The 14,683-nt window shown below is 69.1% G+C and carries 11 protein-coding genes; 4 read left to right on the forward strand and 7 right to left on the reverse strand.

What is annotated here, in order from left to right; genetic code table 11:
• Nucleotides 1-154 precede the first annotated feature (154 nt).
• The gene (gene arc / locus ACIBCU_RS27920; protein WP_362939732.1) at nucleotides 155-1,921 is read right to left on the reverse strand and encodes a proteasome ATPase; all 1,767 of its coding nucleotides are present in this window, start codon (nucleotides 1,919-1,921) and stop codon (nucleotides 155-157) included.
• Nucleotides 1,922-2,162: 241 nt separating this feature from the next.
• On the opposite strand from arc, the gene ACIBCU_RS27925 reads away from it, so the two are divergent.
• On the forward strand, nucleotides 2,163-2,474 hold the full coding sequence (locus ACIBCU_RS27925) for a ferredoxin (RefSeq protein ID WP_104790263.1): 312 nt from the start codon (nucleotides 2,163-2,165) through the stop codon (nucleotides 2,472-2,474).
• A gap of 4 nt (nucleotides 2,475-2,478) precedes the next feature.
• On the opposite strand, the gene ACIBCU_RS27930 is transcribed toward ACIBCU_RS27925, so the two are convergent.
• The 3 genes from ACIBCU_RS27930 to ACIBCU_RS27940 all read right to left on the reverse strand — a co-directional run bounded on the left by ACIBCU_RS27930 (nucleotide 2,479) and on the right by ACIBCU_RS27940 (nucleotide 5,474).
• Entirely contained in the window at nucleotides 2,479-3,075 is a 597-nt protein-coding gene (locus ACIBCU_RS27930; RefSeq protein WP_362939728.1) for a hypothetical protein, read from the reverse strand.
• 198 nt (nucleotides 3,076-3,273) lie between these two features.
• Nucleotides 3,274-4,182, reverse strand: a complete 909-nt coding sequence (locus tag ACIBCU_RS27935; protein WP_362943595.1) for a tRNA (adenine-N1)-methyltransferase — start codon at nucleotides 4,180-4,182, stop codon at nucleotides 3,274-3,276.
• A 41-nt stretch (nucleotides 4,183-4,223) separates the two neighbouring features.
• Nucleotides 4,224-5,474, reverse strand: a complete 1,251-nt coding sequence (locus tag ACIBCU_RS27940; protein WP_362943601.1) for a site-2 protease family protein — start codon at nucleotides 5,472-5,474, stop codon at nucleotides 4,224-4,226.
• 170 nt (nucleotides 5,475-5,644) lie between these two features.
• Here ACIBCU_RS27940 and ACIBCU_RS27945 point away from each other — a divergent pair, with 170 nt between their 5' ends.
• Both ACIBCU_RS27945 and ACIBCU_RS27950 read left to right on the forward strand, forming a co-directional pair.
• The gene (locus ACIBCU_RS27945; protein WP_362943604.1) at nucleotides 5,645-6,490 is read left to right on the forward strand and encodes a PD-(D/E)XK nuclease family protein; all 846 of its coding nucleotides are present in this window, start codon (nucleotides 5,645-5,647) and stop codon (nucleotides 6,488-6,490) included.
• A 24-nt stretch (nucleotides 6,491-6,514) separates the two neighbouring features.
• Nucleotides 6,515-7,186, forward strand: coding sequence for a response regulator transcription factor (locus tag ACIBCU_RS27950; RefSeq protein WP_362943598.1), 672 nt, complete (start codon nucleotides 6,515-6,517; stop codon nucleotides 7,184-7,186).
• An 80-nt stretch (nucleotides 7,187-7,266) separates the two neighbouring features.
• Here ACIBCU_RS27950 and ACIBCU_RS27955 read toward each other — a convergent pair whose 3' ends face one another.
• From ACIBCU_RS27955 to metH, 3 genes are all read right to left on the reverse strand, one after another.
• Nucleotides 7,267-8,859: an ABC transporter substrate-binding protein gene (locus ACIBCU_RS27955; protein WP_399234787.1), complete on the reverse strand. Its 1,593-nt coding sequence runs from the start codon at nucleotides 8,857-8,859 to the stop codon at nucleotides 7,267-7,269.
• 366 nt (nucleotides 8,860-9,225) lie between these two features.
• Nucleotides 9,226-9,924, reverse strand: a complete 699-nt coding sequence (locus ACIBCU_RS27960; RefSeq protein WP_362943051.1) for an HAD family phosphatase — start codon at nucleotides 9,922-9,924, stop codon at nucleotides 9,226-9,228.
• A gap of 140 nt (nucleotides 9,925-10,064) precedes the next feature.
• A complete protein-coding gene (metH, locus tag ACIBCU_RS27965; RefSeq protein ID WP_362943049.1) occupies nucleotides 10,065-13,577 on the reverse strand; it encodes a methionine synthase in 3,513 nt (1,170 codons plus the stop codon).
• 239 nt (nucleotides 13,578-13,816) lie between these two features.
• Here metH and ACIBCU_RS27970 point away from each other — a divergent pair, with 239 nt between their 5' ends.
• A complete protein-coding gene (locus ACIBCU_RS27970) occupies nucleotides 13,817-14,581 on the forward strand; it encodes an IclR family transcriptional regulator (protein WP_362943046.1) in 765 nt (254 codons plus the stop codon).
• Nucleotides 14,582-14,683: the final 102 nt, after the last annotated feature.

Raw genomic sequence — 14,683 nt, forward strand, 5'->3', positions numbered from 1 at the left:
TCCCCGCACTGCGCGACTCGGCGGTACGGCAGAGCCTAGAGCGCCTCTGCGCCGGTGGGGAGATCAATTACGTCATTGTTCGGGTGTGGCCGGAGCTGCCGGGAAAACGGCCGGCTGCGGATACCCTGCCGGGCATCCGCAGCCGGTCTGCGTTTTACAGGTACTGTCCGGTATTTGCCACCGTGTCGATGGAACGACCGGTGTCCGCGCCCTGCTTTCCGGTGACCAGTGTGCGGATGAACACGATCCGCTCGCCCTTCTTTCCGGAAATCCTGGCCCAGTCGTCCGGGTTGGTCGTGTTGGGCAGGTCCTCGTTCTCCTTGAACTCGTCCACGCATGCCTGGAGGAGGTGGGAGACGCGCAGGCCCTTCTGGCCCTGCTCGAGGAATGCCTTGATGGCCATTTTCTTTGCCCGGTCCACGATGTTCTGAATCATCGCTCCGGAGTTGAAGTCCTTGAAGTACAGGACTTCCTTGTCACCGTTCGCGTAGGTGACCTCGAGGAAGCGGTTCTCCTCGGATTCCGTGTACATCCGCTCCACGACGGACTGGATCATCGCGTGGGCGGCGGCCTCCCTCGACCCGGTGTGCTCGGACAGGTCGTCCGAGTGCAGCGGCAGCGAGGGGGTGAGGTACTTCGCGAAGATGTCCTTCGCCGCCTCCGCGTCCGGACGCTCGATCTTGATCTTCACATCGAGACGGCCGGGCCGCAGGATCGCGGGGTCGATCATGTCCTCACGGTTGGAGGCACCGATGACGATGACGTTCTCCAGGCCCTCCACACCGTCGATCTCGGCGAGCAGCTGGGGGACGATGGTGTTCTCCACGTCCGAGCTGACACCGGAACCACGGGTGCGGAAGAGGGATTCCATCTCGTCGAAGAAGACGATGACGGGGGTGCCCTCGCTCGCCTTCTCCCGGGCACGCTGGAAGACGAGGCGGATGTGCCGCTCGGTCTCACCGACGTACTTGTTGAGGAGCTCGGGGCCCTTGATATTGAGGAAGTAGCTCTTCCCCGCGGGCTGTCCCGTGACCTCGGCGACCTTCTTGGCCAGCGAGTTGGCGACGGCCTTGGCGATGAGTGTCTTGCCGCAGCCAGGGGGGCCGTAGAGCAGGATGCCCTTCGGCGGGCGGAGTTCGTGCTCCTTGAAGAGGTCCGGGTGGAGGTACGGGAGCTCGACCGCGTCGCGGATCAGTTCGATCTGGTCGCCCAGACCGCCGATCTTGTTGTAGTCGATGTCCGGGACCTCTTCGAGAACGAGCTCCTCGACCTCGCTCTTGGGGACCACTTCGTAGACGTAGCCGGACCTGGGTTCGAGCAGGAGGGCGTCGCCGGGGCGGATGGTGATGTCCAGCAGAGGCTCGGCGAGCCTCACCACCCGTTCCTCGTCGGTGTGCCCGATGACCAGGGCGCGCTCGCCGTCCTCGAGGATCTCCTTGAGGGTGACGATGTCCCCGGCCCGCTCGAATTCCATGGCCTCGACCACGTTGAGCGCCTCGTTGAGCATGACTTCCTGGCCTCGCCGGAGGCCCTCGAGCTCGACGCTCGGGCTGACGTTCACCCGGAGCTTGCGGCCCCCGGTGAAGATGTCGCAGGTGTCGTCCTCGTTGGCCTGCAGGAAGACACCGAAGCCGGCCGGCGGCTGCGCGAGCCGGTCGACCTCCTCCTTGAGGGCCACGATCTGGTCGCGGGCCTCCCGGAGCGTGTTGGCGAGCCGCTCGTTCTGCGCGGACACGCCTGCCAGGTTTGTCTGCAACTCGACGATCCGCTCTTCGAGAATCCTCGAGTGACGCGGAGAGTCGGCGAGCTTACGTCGCAGGACGGCGATTTCCTGCTCGAGATAGGCGACCTGGCCGGCTGGGTCCTCTGACCCTCGCCCGGGCCGGTTGCCGCGGTTGATGTCGTCGTCGTGGGCTGCCACGGTCCTCACCTCCTCCAAGGGGAGCTGGACGCTTCCTGACCCTACCTGGGTGGGTGATGATTGAAACCCCTAGATCACAAAGACCCGGGAGTCTGTCCGATCTTCACCCTTGCGCTCTCCCTCACGCCAAGGGAATACCCACCCTTCGGCACCGGAAAGCAGCCGGTTGTATCGTCGAAGCGTTCAACACCCGTCAGGGCTGGCTTCAATTGGTGCAGATACGCAGGGAACGGCAGGACACATGACCGTGCAGCAGGACGCTCCGGGCGACAGCGACACACAGGACCTCGAGGTCTGGATCGACCAGGATCTCTGTACGGGCGACGGCATCTGCGTGCAGTACGCACCTGAGGTGTTCGAGCTGGACATCGACGGTCTGGCGTACGTCAAGAGCGACGAGGACGAGCTCCTCCAGGACAAGGGCGCCACCACACCGGTGCCGCTGCCTCTGCTCCAGGACGTCGTGGACTCGGCCAAGGAATGCCCGGGCGACTGTATTCATGTACGTCGCGTTTCGGACAATGTAGAGGTCTTCGGGCCCGACGCGGAGTAACGGCTCAGACGCCTCGCGCGGTGGAGCCCGCAGGGCCGGCGGACTTGATGAACGCGTTGCCCTTCCACTGCCAGGAGGCGCTCTCCAGTTCGTCGGGGCAGCAGCGGGGCACGTCGGCCGAGGAGTAGCCGAGCAGGGTCGCCGACACCCGGCCGTCACGGACGGTGAAGTCGGTGACGTTGAGTTTCTGAGCGGGGTCCACCAGGGTCGCCACGACCCGGGGTGCGGCCCCGTTCGGCTGTGTCACGACGTAGATGCCGCTGGGCGGGGTGCCCGACCCCGCGGCGCAGCGCACGACGGCCACGGTCTCGGGCCCGCCGTCCCCGTCGAGGTCCCCGGGTGCGCTTTCGGCCACGGTGTGTCCGGCGGCGCCGCAGTCGAGTGGGAAGGTGACCTGGGCCGGGTCGGGCGCCTTCGCGGCGGGCGCACTCCCGTGCTGCGTGGTGACGCGGTGCTCGGACGCGGAGGCCGTCGCGGTGGCCGCCTCCGGCTGGAGCAGGCCCGCGGCGGCGACGACCGCGGCCATCGCCGTCGCCGTGGCGAGCCAGTGCACCGGCTTGGCGTCGGTGTGCGCGAGGTCCGGGAGCGCGGAGGTCTGCACGCGGTATGTCTCCTGTGGTTCCTGGTGCCTGGATAGGCGGTGCCGAACGGATGTCGGCGGGCGGGGGGTGGCCAGCATCGTGCCACACCTCACACCCGAGGGGAACGGCGGGGTCGTCACGGCCGACGGAAAAGGCGCCGCCGCCGGGCTCCCGGGTCGGTCCGGGAACTCGGCGGCGGCGCCTTCGCGTGGTACGGGTCAGTCGCGGGTGGCGGAGCCGCTCCGGCTGCCGGGACCGTCGTAGTCGTCGCCGTAGGCGCCCTTGGACGGGCGGCGGCGGCGCAGCGGCGGCTCGACGCCGTCCGCGAGACGGCGGGCGGTGACGAGGAAACCGGTGTGGCCGATCATCCGGTGGTCGGGGCGGACGGCCAGGCCTTCGACGTGCCAGTTGCGGACCATCGACTCCCACGGCTGCGGTTCCGCGAAGCAGCCGATCTCACGGATGGACTCGACGGTCCGCGAGAGCTGGGTCGTGGTCGCGACGTACGCGCAGAGGATGCCACCGGGCACCAGGGCCTTGGAGACGGCCTCGAGGCACTCCCACGGGGCGAGCATGTCGAGGACGACACGGTCGACGTCGGTGTCCGAGAGGTTGTCCTGGAGGTCGCCGACGGTGAGCTGCCAGGCCGGGTGCGGCGAGCCGAAGTAGCGCTCGACGTTCTGCTGGGCGATCTCGGCGAAGTCCTCGCGGCGCTCGTAGGAGTGCAGCATGCCCTGCTCGCCGATGGCGCGCAGCAGGAAGGTGCTCAGCGCACCCGAGCCGACGCCGGCTTCGACGACGCGCGCACCGGGGAAGATGTCACCGAAGGCGAGGATCTGGCCCGCGTCCTTCGGGTAGACCACGGCGGCACCGCGGGGCATGGACAGGACGTAGTCGGGGAGCAGGGGACGCAGCGCGAGATAGGCGACGTTTCCCGTGGTTCGGACAACACTGCCCTCGGGAGCACCGATCAGCTCGTCGTGCGGGAAAGAACCCTTGTGGGTGTGAAAATTCTTTCCGGCCTCGAGCGTGAAGGTGTAGTGGCGTCCCTTGGGGTCGGTGAGCTGGACCTGGTCCCCGACTTTGAATGGGCCGCGACGGCGGGCGGCACCGGTCGGTTCGGACATGTGACCAGCCTACCGGTATTTCGGTGGCCGCTTTCCGGACGTCAGGCCGAGGGACGGGCCATGGCCTTGATGAAGGCGCGCTCGACGTCGGCGGTGGAGAGGACGCCGTAGATCTCGCCGGTCTCCTCGACCACCAGGTACTCGGTGGCCGGGGTGGCCTTCAGCCGGTCCAGCAGGGCCTCGCCCGCGAGTTCGGCCGGGACCTTCATACCGTCGGTGAGGTCCTGGGCGAGGCCGCTGACGGCCACCCAGGGCCGGCGGTGTTCGGGGACGCCGGCGATGGCCGCCTCCCGGACGACGCCCTTGGGGCTGCCCTGGCCGTCGACGACGACGAGGGCGCGGGCGCCCGCCTCGTTGGCGCGGCGGAGTGCCTCGGAGAGCGGGGTGGCGGACTCCACGGGCACGGCACGCCGGGTGAGGGTACGGGCGCGGAGTTCGGGGAGGTGCTCACGGAGCCGGGCCGTCCGCAGGCTGTTCCCGGCGCCGGTCCAGATGATCGCCGCGAGGATCGCCGCGAGGAGGGCGTCGGTGACGGTCTCGAACCCGCTGATCTCACCGGTGGCGTTGCCGAGGGCGCCGGTGTGGGTGAGCAGCGGGAGGCCGACGAAGACGGTGATGGCCAGGCCCCGGCCGACCCACGCGGCGGCGATGGTGCCGCTCATCGGCTTGCCCGTGATCTTCCAGACGACGGCGCGGAGCATGCGTCCGCCGTCCAGGGGCAGGCCGGGCAGCAGGTTGAAGGCGGCGACGATGAGGTTGGAGACCATCAGCCCGGCGAGGAGCACGCCGGGGACGGTGCCCGCTTCGACGAACTGGAGCGGGATGTAGAAGACAGCGCCGAGGACGAGGGAGAGGAGGGGGCCCACGAAGGCGAGGACGAACTCGCGGCCGGGGGTCTCGGTCTCCTTCTCGATCTCGGAGACGCCGCCGAAGAACTGGAGCTGGATGCGGCGCACCGGCAGCTTGTAGCGCAGGGCGGCGACGGTGTGGGCGAGCTCGTGGACGAGCACGGACGCGTAGAAGGCGATCGCGAAGAAGAGCGCGACCAGGTAGCGGACCCCGCCGAGTTCCGGCAGGACGCGGTCGAGCTGTCCTCCGAAGACCCATGTGATCAGCGCCGCGACGACGAACCAGCTGGGTGCGACGTACACGGGCACGCCGAAGGGGCGCCCCATCAGGAGGCCGCCTCCCGGGTCTGCCGGGCGCCGCGGTTTGCCCTTGTCAGGTCCGGTGCCGGGGTCCTTGTCCCCTGCGCCGGGCTGCGGGCGCCCGCTGTCGCCGCTCTCGTCCACGGGGTCCCTTCGGTCGGTGGCTTCTGCCACGATCATGCTGTGTGCGAGCTCTGTCGTCGATGGTATGCCGCTGGGTGTCAGTGGCGGGCCGTAGGGTCTGCGACATGACGTCCGTACCGCGCCCGCCTCAGCCACCCTCGTCCCTGTCGCCGTCGCGCGCGAGCGATTTCATGCAGTGCCCCCTGCTGTACCGCTTCCGGGTCATCGACAAGCTCCCGGAGAAGCCCAGTGAGGCTGCTACCCGGGGCACGCTGGTGCATGCGGTGCTTGAGCGTCTGTTCGACGCCCCGGCGGCGGACCGTACGGCGCCGAGGGCCAAGGCGCTGATCCCGGGCCAGTGGGACCGGCTGCTGGAGTCGAAGCCCGAGCTGACGGAGCTCTTCGAGGGGGATCCGGAGGGAGAGCGGCTCGCGGGGTGGCTCGGCGAGGCGGAGCGGCTCGTGGAGCGGTGGTTCTCGCTGGAGGACCCCACCCGCCTGGAGCCGGCCGAGCGGGAGCTGTTCGTCGAGACGGAGCTGGATTCGGGGCTGAGGCTACGCGGCGTGATCGACCGCGTGGACGTGACCCCGACGGGTGACGTCCGCATCGTCGACTACAAGACGGGCAAGGCTCCCCGGCCGGAGTACGCGGAGGGCGCGCTGTTCCAGATGAAGTTCTACGCCCTGGTGGTGTGGCGCCTGAAGAACGTGGTCCCGCGCCGGCTCCAGCTGGTCTATCTCGGCAGCGGTGACGTGCTGACGTACGACCCCGTTCCGGCGGACCTCGAGCGGGTGGAGCGCAAGCTGCTCGCGCTGTGGGAGGCGATCCGGCTCGCCACCGAGACGGGCGAGTGGCGGCCGAGGCCGACGAAGCTGTGCGGCTGGTGCGACCACCGGGCGGTCTGCCCGGAATTCGGCGGGACTCCCCCGGTCTATCCGTTGTCCGTGCGCCCGGCCGAATCGGTGGAGGCTGTGCAGGGCAGAATGGAGCCGGTCCGGCCCGAGACCGGTCAGCCCGCGGCCCTCGAAGGCCCTTGACTCGAAGGCCCTTAAGGAGATTACGTGGCTATCCGCGTCCTGCTCGTCGATGATCAACCACTGCTGCGCACCGGTTTCCGGATGATCCTGGAGGCGGAGGGCGATCTGGCTGTGGTCGGTGAGGCCGGCGACGGCCTGCAGGCCATCGATCAGGTGCGGGCGCTGCAGCCCGATGTCGTGCTCATGGACATCCGGATGCCGCGGATGGACGGGGTCGAGGCGACCCGCCAGATCACGGGCCCCGGGCGGGACGGCCCGGCGAAGGTCCTGGTGCTGACGACGTTCGACCTCGACGAGTACGTGGTGGAGGCGCTGCGCGCCGGCGCCAGCGGCTTCCTGCTGAAGGACGCGCCGGCCAACGAGCTGGTGCAGGCCATCAGGGTGGTGGCCGCGGGCGAGGCGCTGCTGGCGCCGAGCATCACGCGCCGGCTGCTCGACAAGTACGCCGACCATCTGCCGTCGGGCGAGGACCCCGTCCCGGACGCCCTGCACACCCTGACCGAGCGCGAGGTCGAGGTGCTGAAGCTGGTGGCACGCGGGCTGTCCAACGCGGAGATCGCGGCGGACCTGTTCGTGAGTGAGACCACGGTCAAGACGCATGTGGGCCATGTGCTGACGAAGCTGGGCCTGCGCGACCGTGTGCAGGCCGCCGTCTACGCCTACGAGAGCGGTCTGGTGCGGCCCGGCGCCCAGTGAGACGGGCACGGACGCGGGAACGGGCGCCGTCCGGGGCCAGAGGCCCCGGACCGCGCCCGTCCGTGTGAGGGGTCGCCGCGTCAGGACTCGCCGCGCGCCAGCTCCCAGAGCTGGAGGTCGGCCGAGGAGTTGACGGCCCACTCCACCCCGGTCAGCTCGTCGAGCGAGGCGACGTACTGCTTGCCCTGCCAGACCGGGAGCACGGGGACGTCGTTGGCAACGATGTCCTGGAGCTTCTCGAAGGTCGGCGTCGCGGCACTTCGGTCGGCCTCGCGGCGGGACTGCGGGATGAGCGTGCCCTGCGCCTCGGTCGACGTGTACGGGGAGTTGAGGAAGTTGTTCTCGTCGAGGAACGGGGCGATGTAGGTGTCCGGGTCGGGGAAGTCGGGGAACCAGCCCATCCCGTACACGGCGTACTCGCCCTTCTTCTGGGCGGGACGGTACTTGTCCCAGGGGGCGCCCTTGACGTCGACCTCGAAGAGCTTCGTGTCGTTGAGCTGCTTCGCCAGCGCCTCGAATTCCGCCTTGGTGGCGGGACCGTAGTGGTCCGTCGTGTAGTGCAGAGTGAACTTCACCGGCGTGCTGATGCCGGCCTTGTCCAGAATCCCGGCGGCCGTGGCCACGTCGGGCTCACCGTACTTGGTGTAGAACGAGTTGGTGTGGCTGGTGATGCCGGACGGGATCAGCGAGTAGAGCGGCTCGGCGGTGCTGCCGTACACCTGACTGGCGATGGACCCGCGGTCGATGACCTGGGCCATGGCCTGGCGTACGGCCTTGTTCTTCACCACGGGGTCCTCGGTGTTGAACCCGAGATAGCTGATGGCGAGGCCCGGCATCTCCGTGAGCTTCACGCCGTCTTCCGGGTCCTCCAGCATCTTCTGGGACTGCTCGGGCGACATGGTGCGCGTCATCATGTCGATCTTCTTGTCGTCGAGCGCCTTCCCCATCGCCGCCGCGTCGGGGAACAGGTCCAGTTCGACCTTCTCGTTCCTGACCTTCAGATCCCCCTTGTACTTGGGGTTCTTGGTGAAGACCACCTTGACGATTTGGCCGCCCTTGACCTCGGGCTTCATCGTGTAGGGGCCGGATCCGTCGACCTGGAGGCCCTCACGGGGAGTCTTCGCCGGGTACTTGTCCTTCTGGACGATGCCGGCGGGCGGCGTGGCGAGCTTGTAGGGAAAGGTGGCGTCCGGAGTCTTCAGGTGGAAGATGACCTGGTTCTCGCCCTTGGTCTCGACCGTGTCGATGTTGGCGAGCAGGCCGACCGGGCCGCTTTCGTCCTTGATATCCATCACGCGCTGGATGGAGTACTTCACGTCCTCCGGCGTGACCGGGGTGCCGTCCGCGAAGGTGAGCCCGTCACGCAGCGTGCAGCGGTAGCTCTCGTTCTCGGTGTCGGTGAAGGTGCAGCTCTTCGCCGCCTCGGGCACCGGCTCGCCGCCGCCGCGGGGTATGTGGGTCAGGGTCTGCACGGTCTGGCGCAGGACGTTCCACACGCCCGCCTCGTAGCCGATGGCGGGGTCGAGGGGGGCCGGGTTGTCCTTCGAGACGATGAACTGGTCCGTTGTCCCGACAACGATGGCATCGCCCCCGTCGTCCGACCCGCCGCAGGCGGCGAGCACGGGTGCGAGCAGGCCCACTACGGCCGGCAGCACCAGCGTCTTGCGGTTCATCTGGACGTTCTCCCTCATTCCGGCATGTGAGAAAACCGAGATTAGTAGGCGCCGCAGGGGGACTTGACCGGTGCGGATCGGCCGCGTATTCACTCGGTGATCACCGATGACGGGTTGTCCATGTCGCGCTCGGGAATGTTTCGTACACGACTTCATCAATACGGACGTATGGGGGCCCCGAATCGGACAGCCTGGCCGATCCGCAGGCCCCACGAACATTACGCCGCGTGACGAACATCACGCCCCCGCGCCGTCGGTCGTATTGACATGGACCTGATTCAGGCGGTGCGCGAAAGCGGGGAACGAACAGATTTCACGGCTGAATTCTTGTCGCCTGTCCACGAAACACTCTCGATGGACCGGCTCTCACTCGTCGGCGATCAGGTCCCGCAGGAAGGCGAGATCCACCTGCTCCAGGGAGGGCACGACCACCCGCCCGGGGGCGGGGGCGATCGGCGCCACGGACGGCACGGCGACGACCCGGCAGCCCGCCGCCTCGGCCGCGGCGACCCCGGTGGCGGTGTCCTCGATGACAGCGCAGCGCCAGGGATCCGCCCCGAAACCCGCCGCCGCCGCGAGGTAGGGGTCGGGGTGGGGCTTCGTACGGGACACCTCGTCCCCCGCGACCGTGAGCGCGAAGTGGTGACGGCCCACCGAGTCCAGGACCCGGTCGATGATGCGCCGGTGCGAGGCGGAGACCAGGGCGGTGGGCACCTCGTGCGCGGCGAGCTCGGCGAGCAGCCGTGCGGCGCCCGGCATCAGCGGCGCACCGCGTCCGATGCGCTTCTCGAAGCGGTCGTTGAGCAGCACGGTGAGTTCCTCGATGGCGATGTCGGCCCCGGTGACCTCGATGAGGTAGCCGGCGCTGCGGGTCATGGGCCCCCCGACGACCACCTCCCGCCAGGCCGGCTCGAGCCGGTGACCGAGGTCGGCGAAGACCTCGACCTCCACGTCCCACCAGAATCCTTCGGTGTCGACCAGTGTGCCGTCCATGTCGAGCAGGACGGCTTGCAGCGCCGAACCTTCGGCCGTACGGGTCAGGGACGCGGGGACCGTACTGGTCATCCGGCACACCTCCAAGAGGGACGAGAAGGCCGGCCGCCTTCCCGGTGGGAACGGCGACCGGCCTGCACTGGACCGACCAGTCTACGACTCATGCACGCCCTGCGCGCGGAGCAGCGCCTTACCGCGCGTCGAACGGTGCTCTACCGTGCGTTGAAGTACTTCGCCTCCGGGTGGTGGATGACGATCGCGTCCGTGGACTGCTCGGGGTGGAGCTGGAACTCCTCGGAGAGCTTCACACCGATCCGCTCGGGCTCCAGGAGCTCGGCGATCTTCGCCCGGTCCTCCAGGTCGGGGCAGGCCCCGTAGCCCAGGGAGAAGCGCGCGCCGCGGTACTTCAGCGCGAACATGTCCTCGACGTCGGAGGGGTCCTCGCCGGCGAAGCCGAGCTCGCTGCGGACCCGTGCGTGCCAGTACTCGGCGAGCGCCTCGGCCAGCTGCACGGACAGCCCGTGGAGCTCCAGGTAGTCGCGGTAGGAGTTCGACTCGAAGAGCTCGGCGGTGGCCCCGCCGATCTTCGAGCCGACCGTGACGACCTGGAGGCCGATCACGTCCGTCTCCCCCGACTCCTCGGGGCGGAAGAAGTCGGCCAGGCAGAGGCGGCGGCCGCGGCGCTGGCGCGGGAAGGTGAAGCGGGTGCGCTCCGAGCCGTCCTCGTGCAGCAGGATCAGGTCGTCGCCCTTGGAGACACAGGGGAAGTAGCCGTAGACGACGGCGGCTTCCAGCAGGTTCTCGGTGTGCAGCTTGTCGAGCCAGCCGCGCAGGTGCGGCCGCCCCTCGCGCTCCACGAGCTCCTCGTACGTCGGCCCGTCACCGGCGCGGGCCTGCTTGAGGCCCCACTGGCCCTTGAAGAGCGCGCCCTCGTCCAGCCAGGAGGCGTACTCCTTGAGCTGGATGCCCTTGACGACCCTGGTGCCCCAGAACGGCGGCTCGGGGACCGGGTTGGTGACGGACACGTCGGACCGCACACCGTCCTCGGGCTCCACGACCTCGGCCACGGGGGTGTCCCGCTTGGGCACCCTGCGCTGCTTCAGCTCGGGGAGGCTGGCGCCGGGGACACCGCGCTTGACCGCGATGAGGGCGTCCATGAGGCGCAGGCCCTCGAAGGCGTCGCGGGCGTAGCGGACCTCGCCCTCGTAGATCTCGTGCAGGTCCTGTTCGACGTAGGCCCTGGTCAGGGCGGCGCCACCGAGGATGACCGGGTAGTCGGCCGCCATCTTGCGCTGGTTCAGCTCCTCCAGGTTCTCCTTCATGATCACGGTGGACTTCACCAGCAGGCCCGACATGCCGATGACGTCGGCGCGGTGCTCCTCGGCGGCGTCCAGGATCGCGGAGACGGGCTGCTTGATGCCCAGGTTGACCACGTTGAAGCCGTTGTTGGACAGGATGATGTCGACGAGGTTCTTGCCGATGTCGTGGACGTCGCCCCGGACGGTGGCCAGCACGATGGTGCCCTTGCCGTCGTCGTCGGTCTTCTCCATGTGCGGTTCGAGGTAGGCGACCGCGCTCTTCATGACCTCGGCGGACTGGAGCACGAACGGCAGCTGCATCTGGCCGGAGCCGAAGAGCTCGCCCACGACCTTCATGCCCGCCAGCAGGGTGTCGTTGACGATCTCGAGCGCGGGCCGGGTCCGCAGCGCCTCGTCGAGGTCGGCCTCCAGGCCGTTCTTCTCGCCGTCGATGATGCGGCGCTGGAGCCGCTCGTCCAGTGGCAGGGCGAGGAGTTCCTCGGCCTTGCCCTGCTTCATCGACTTCATGTTGACGCCCTCGAAGAGCTCCATGAGCCGTTGCAGCGGGTCGTAGCCCTCCTCCCGGCGGTCGTGGATCAGGTCGAGGGCGACCTTGACCTGCTCTTCCTCCAGCCGGGCGATCGGCAGGATCTTGGAGGCGTGCACGATCGCGGAGTCCAGACCCGCCTTCACGCACTCGTCCAGGAAGACGGAGTTCAGGACGACGCGTGCGGCGGGGTTCAGGCCGAAGGAGATGTTGGACAGGCCCAGTGTGGTCTGCACGTCGGGGTGGCGGCGCTTCAGCTCGCGGATGGCGCCGATCGTGGCGATCCCGTCCTTGCGGGACTCCTCCTGGCCCGTGCAGATGGTGAAGGTCAGGCAGTCGATGAGGATGTCCGACTCGTGGATGCCCCAGTTGGTGGTGAGGTCCTCGATGAGCCGTTCGGCGATGGCGACCTTGTGCTCGACGGTGCGGGCCTGGCCCTCCTCGTCGATGGTCAGCGCGATCAGCGCGGCGCCGTGCTCGGCGGCCAGCGCGCTGACCTTGGCGAAGCGGGACTCGGGGCCGTCGCCGTCCTCGTAGTTGACGGAGTTCAGTACGGCCCGGCCGCCCAGCTTCTCGAGTCCGGCGCGCAGGACGGGCACCTCGGTGGAGTCGAGCACGATCGGCAGGGTGGAGGCGGTGGCGAACCGGCCGGCCAGCTCCTCCATGTCGGCGACCCCGTCGCGCCCCACGTAGTCGACGCAGAGGTCGAGCATGTGGGCGCCTTCGCGGATCTGGTCGCGGGCCATCTCGACGCAGTCGTCCCAGCGCGCGTCGAGCATGGCCTCACGGAACTTCTTGGATCCGTTGGCGTTCGTACGCTCGCCGATCGCGAGGTACGAGGTGTCCTGGCGGAACGGGACGGTCTGGTAGAGCGAGGCCGCACCGGGCTCGGGGCGCGGGGCACGGGCGGTGAGCTCGGAGCCGCGGACGCGGTCCACGAGCCGGCGCAGGTGCTCCGGCGTCGTACCGCAGCAGCCGCCGACGAGCGAGAGGCCGTACTCCTGGACGAAGGTCTCCTGGGCGTCGGCCAGGCCCTCGGCGTCGAGCGGGAAGTGCGCCCCGTCCTTGGTGAGCACCGGCAGCCCGGCGTTCGGCATGCAGAGCAGCGGGATGCGGGAGTGGCGGGTGAGGTAGCGCAGGTGCTCGCTCATCTCCGCGGGGCCGGTCGAGCAGTTCAGGCCGATCATGTCGACACCGAGCGGTTCGAGCGCGGTCAGCGCGGCACCGATCTCGGACCCGAGCAGCATGGTGCCGGTGGTCTCGAAGGCCAGTGAGCAGAGCACGAGGAGGTCGCTGCCCATCGCCTCCAGGGCGCGCCGGGCGCCCAGCACGGCGGCCTTGGTCTGCAGGAGGTCCTGCGTGGTCTCGATGATGAGCGCGTCGGCGCCGCCGGCGATGAGGCCCTCGGCGTTCTGCTGGAAGCCGTCGCGCAGGACCGTGTAGGGCGCGTGGCCCAGGGTCGGCAGCTTGGTGCCGGGGCCGATGGAGCCGAGCACCCAGCGCTGCTGCCCGGTGGACTCGGTGAACCGGTCGGCGACCTCGCGGGCGATGCGCGCGCCGGCCTCGGAGAGCTCCTGGATCCTGCCGGGGATGTCGTACTCACCCAGGGCGGAGGCGTTGGCCCCGAAGGTGTTCGTCTCGACGCAGTCCACGCCGACCGAGAAGTACTCCTCGTGCACCGAGCGGACGATGTCGGGGCGCGTGACGTTCAGGATCTCGTTGCAGCCTTCGAGGTCCTCGAAGTCCTCGAGGGTGGGGTCCTGGGCCTGGAGCATGGTGCCCATGGCACCGTCGGCCACCACGACCCGGGTGGCGAGCGCCTCACGGAGCGCTGCGGCTCGGGTCCGGCTGTCAGCTGAGGGGGTCGGCAACGAGGCCATGGATGTTCTCCCTGGGATGCGACGGCTGTCGGCTTTGCGTCCTTCTGCGGAAGGGGCACGCGGCCAGCGTAGCGGGGAGGCGCCCGGGGCGGGCATCGCGTCCCACGGGGCGGACTGCATGCTGTCCCGTGAACGGACCCTCGCACGGGGTGACGCATAATCTTCGCGCCACCGGACAGAGGTCGGCATCGACCGATAGTGTTCAGCATTGTCGAACCGAGGTGGAGGAGTACGGCGCGATGGCGAAGAACATCCAGTCGCTCGAGCGGGCAGCCGCGATGCTGCGTCTGCTGGCAGGCGGCGAGCGTCGGCTCGGCCTGTCCGACATCTCGTCGTCCCTGGGTCTGGCCAAAGGCACCGCGCACGGCATCCTGCGCACCCTCCAGCACGAGGGCTTCGTCGAGCAGGACGCCGCGTCCGGGCGCTACCAGCTGGGCGCCGAGCTGCTGCGCCTGGGCAACAGCTATCTCGACGTGCACGAGCTGCGGGCCCGCGCGCTGGTGTGGACCGACGACCTGGCCCGCTCCAGCGGCGAGAGCGTCCACCTGGGCGTGCTGCACCAGCACGGGGTGCTGATCGTCCACCACGTCTTCCGGCCCGACGACAGCCGCCAGGTGCTCGAGGTCGGCGCCATGCAGCCGCTGCACTCCACCGCGCTGGGCAAGGTCCTGGCCGCCTACGACCCGGTCGCGCACAGCGAGGCCACCGAGGTGGAGCGGCGGTCCTTCACGCCGCGCACCGTCACGGGCGACGAGGAGTTCGAGTCGCTGCTCGACCTGATCCGGGCGCAGGGCTGGGCGGCCGACGTCGAGGAGACCTGGGAGGGCGTGGCGGCCGCGGCCGCCCCCATCCACGACCGCCGCAGGATGCCGGTCGGCGCCGTGGCCGTGACCGGCGCGGTGGAGCGCGTCTGCGCCGGCGGCGAGCTGCGGCCCGAGCTCGTCGCGGCCGTACGGGACTGCGCCCGTGCCGTGTCCCGGGATCTGGGCGCCGGGCGCTTCTGAGCACACCCGCGGCGTCGGTAACGATCGAGTCGCGCGTCACACACCTCTTGACGCACCCCCCATCGGGGAGAAACATTGCCGTTCACCGGTCGGCATTGTCGA

It is taken from the genome of Streptomyces sp. NPDC051064 (genome assembly GCF_044455985.1).
Lineage (GTDB): Bacteria > Actinomycetota > Actinomycetes > Streptomycetales > Streptomycetaceae > Streptomyces.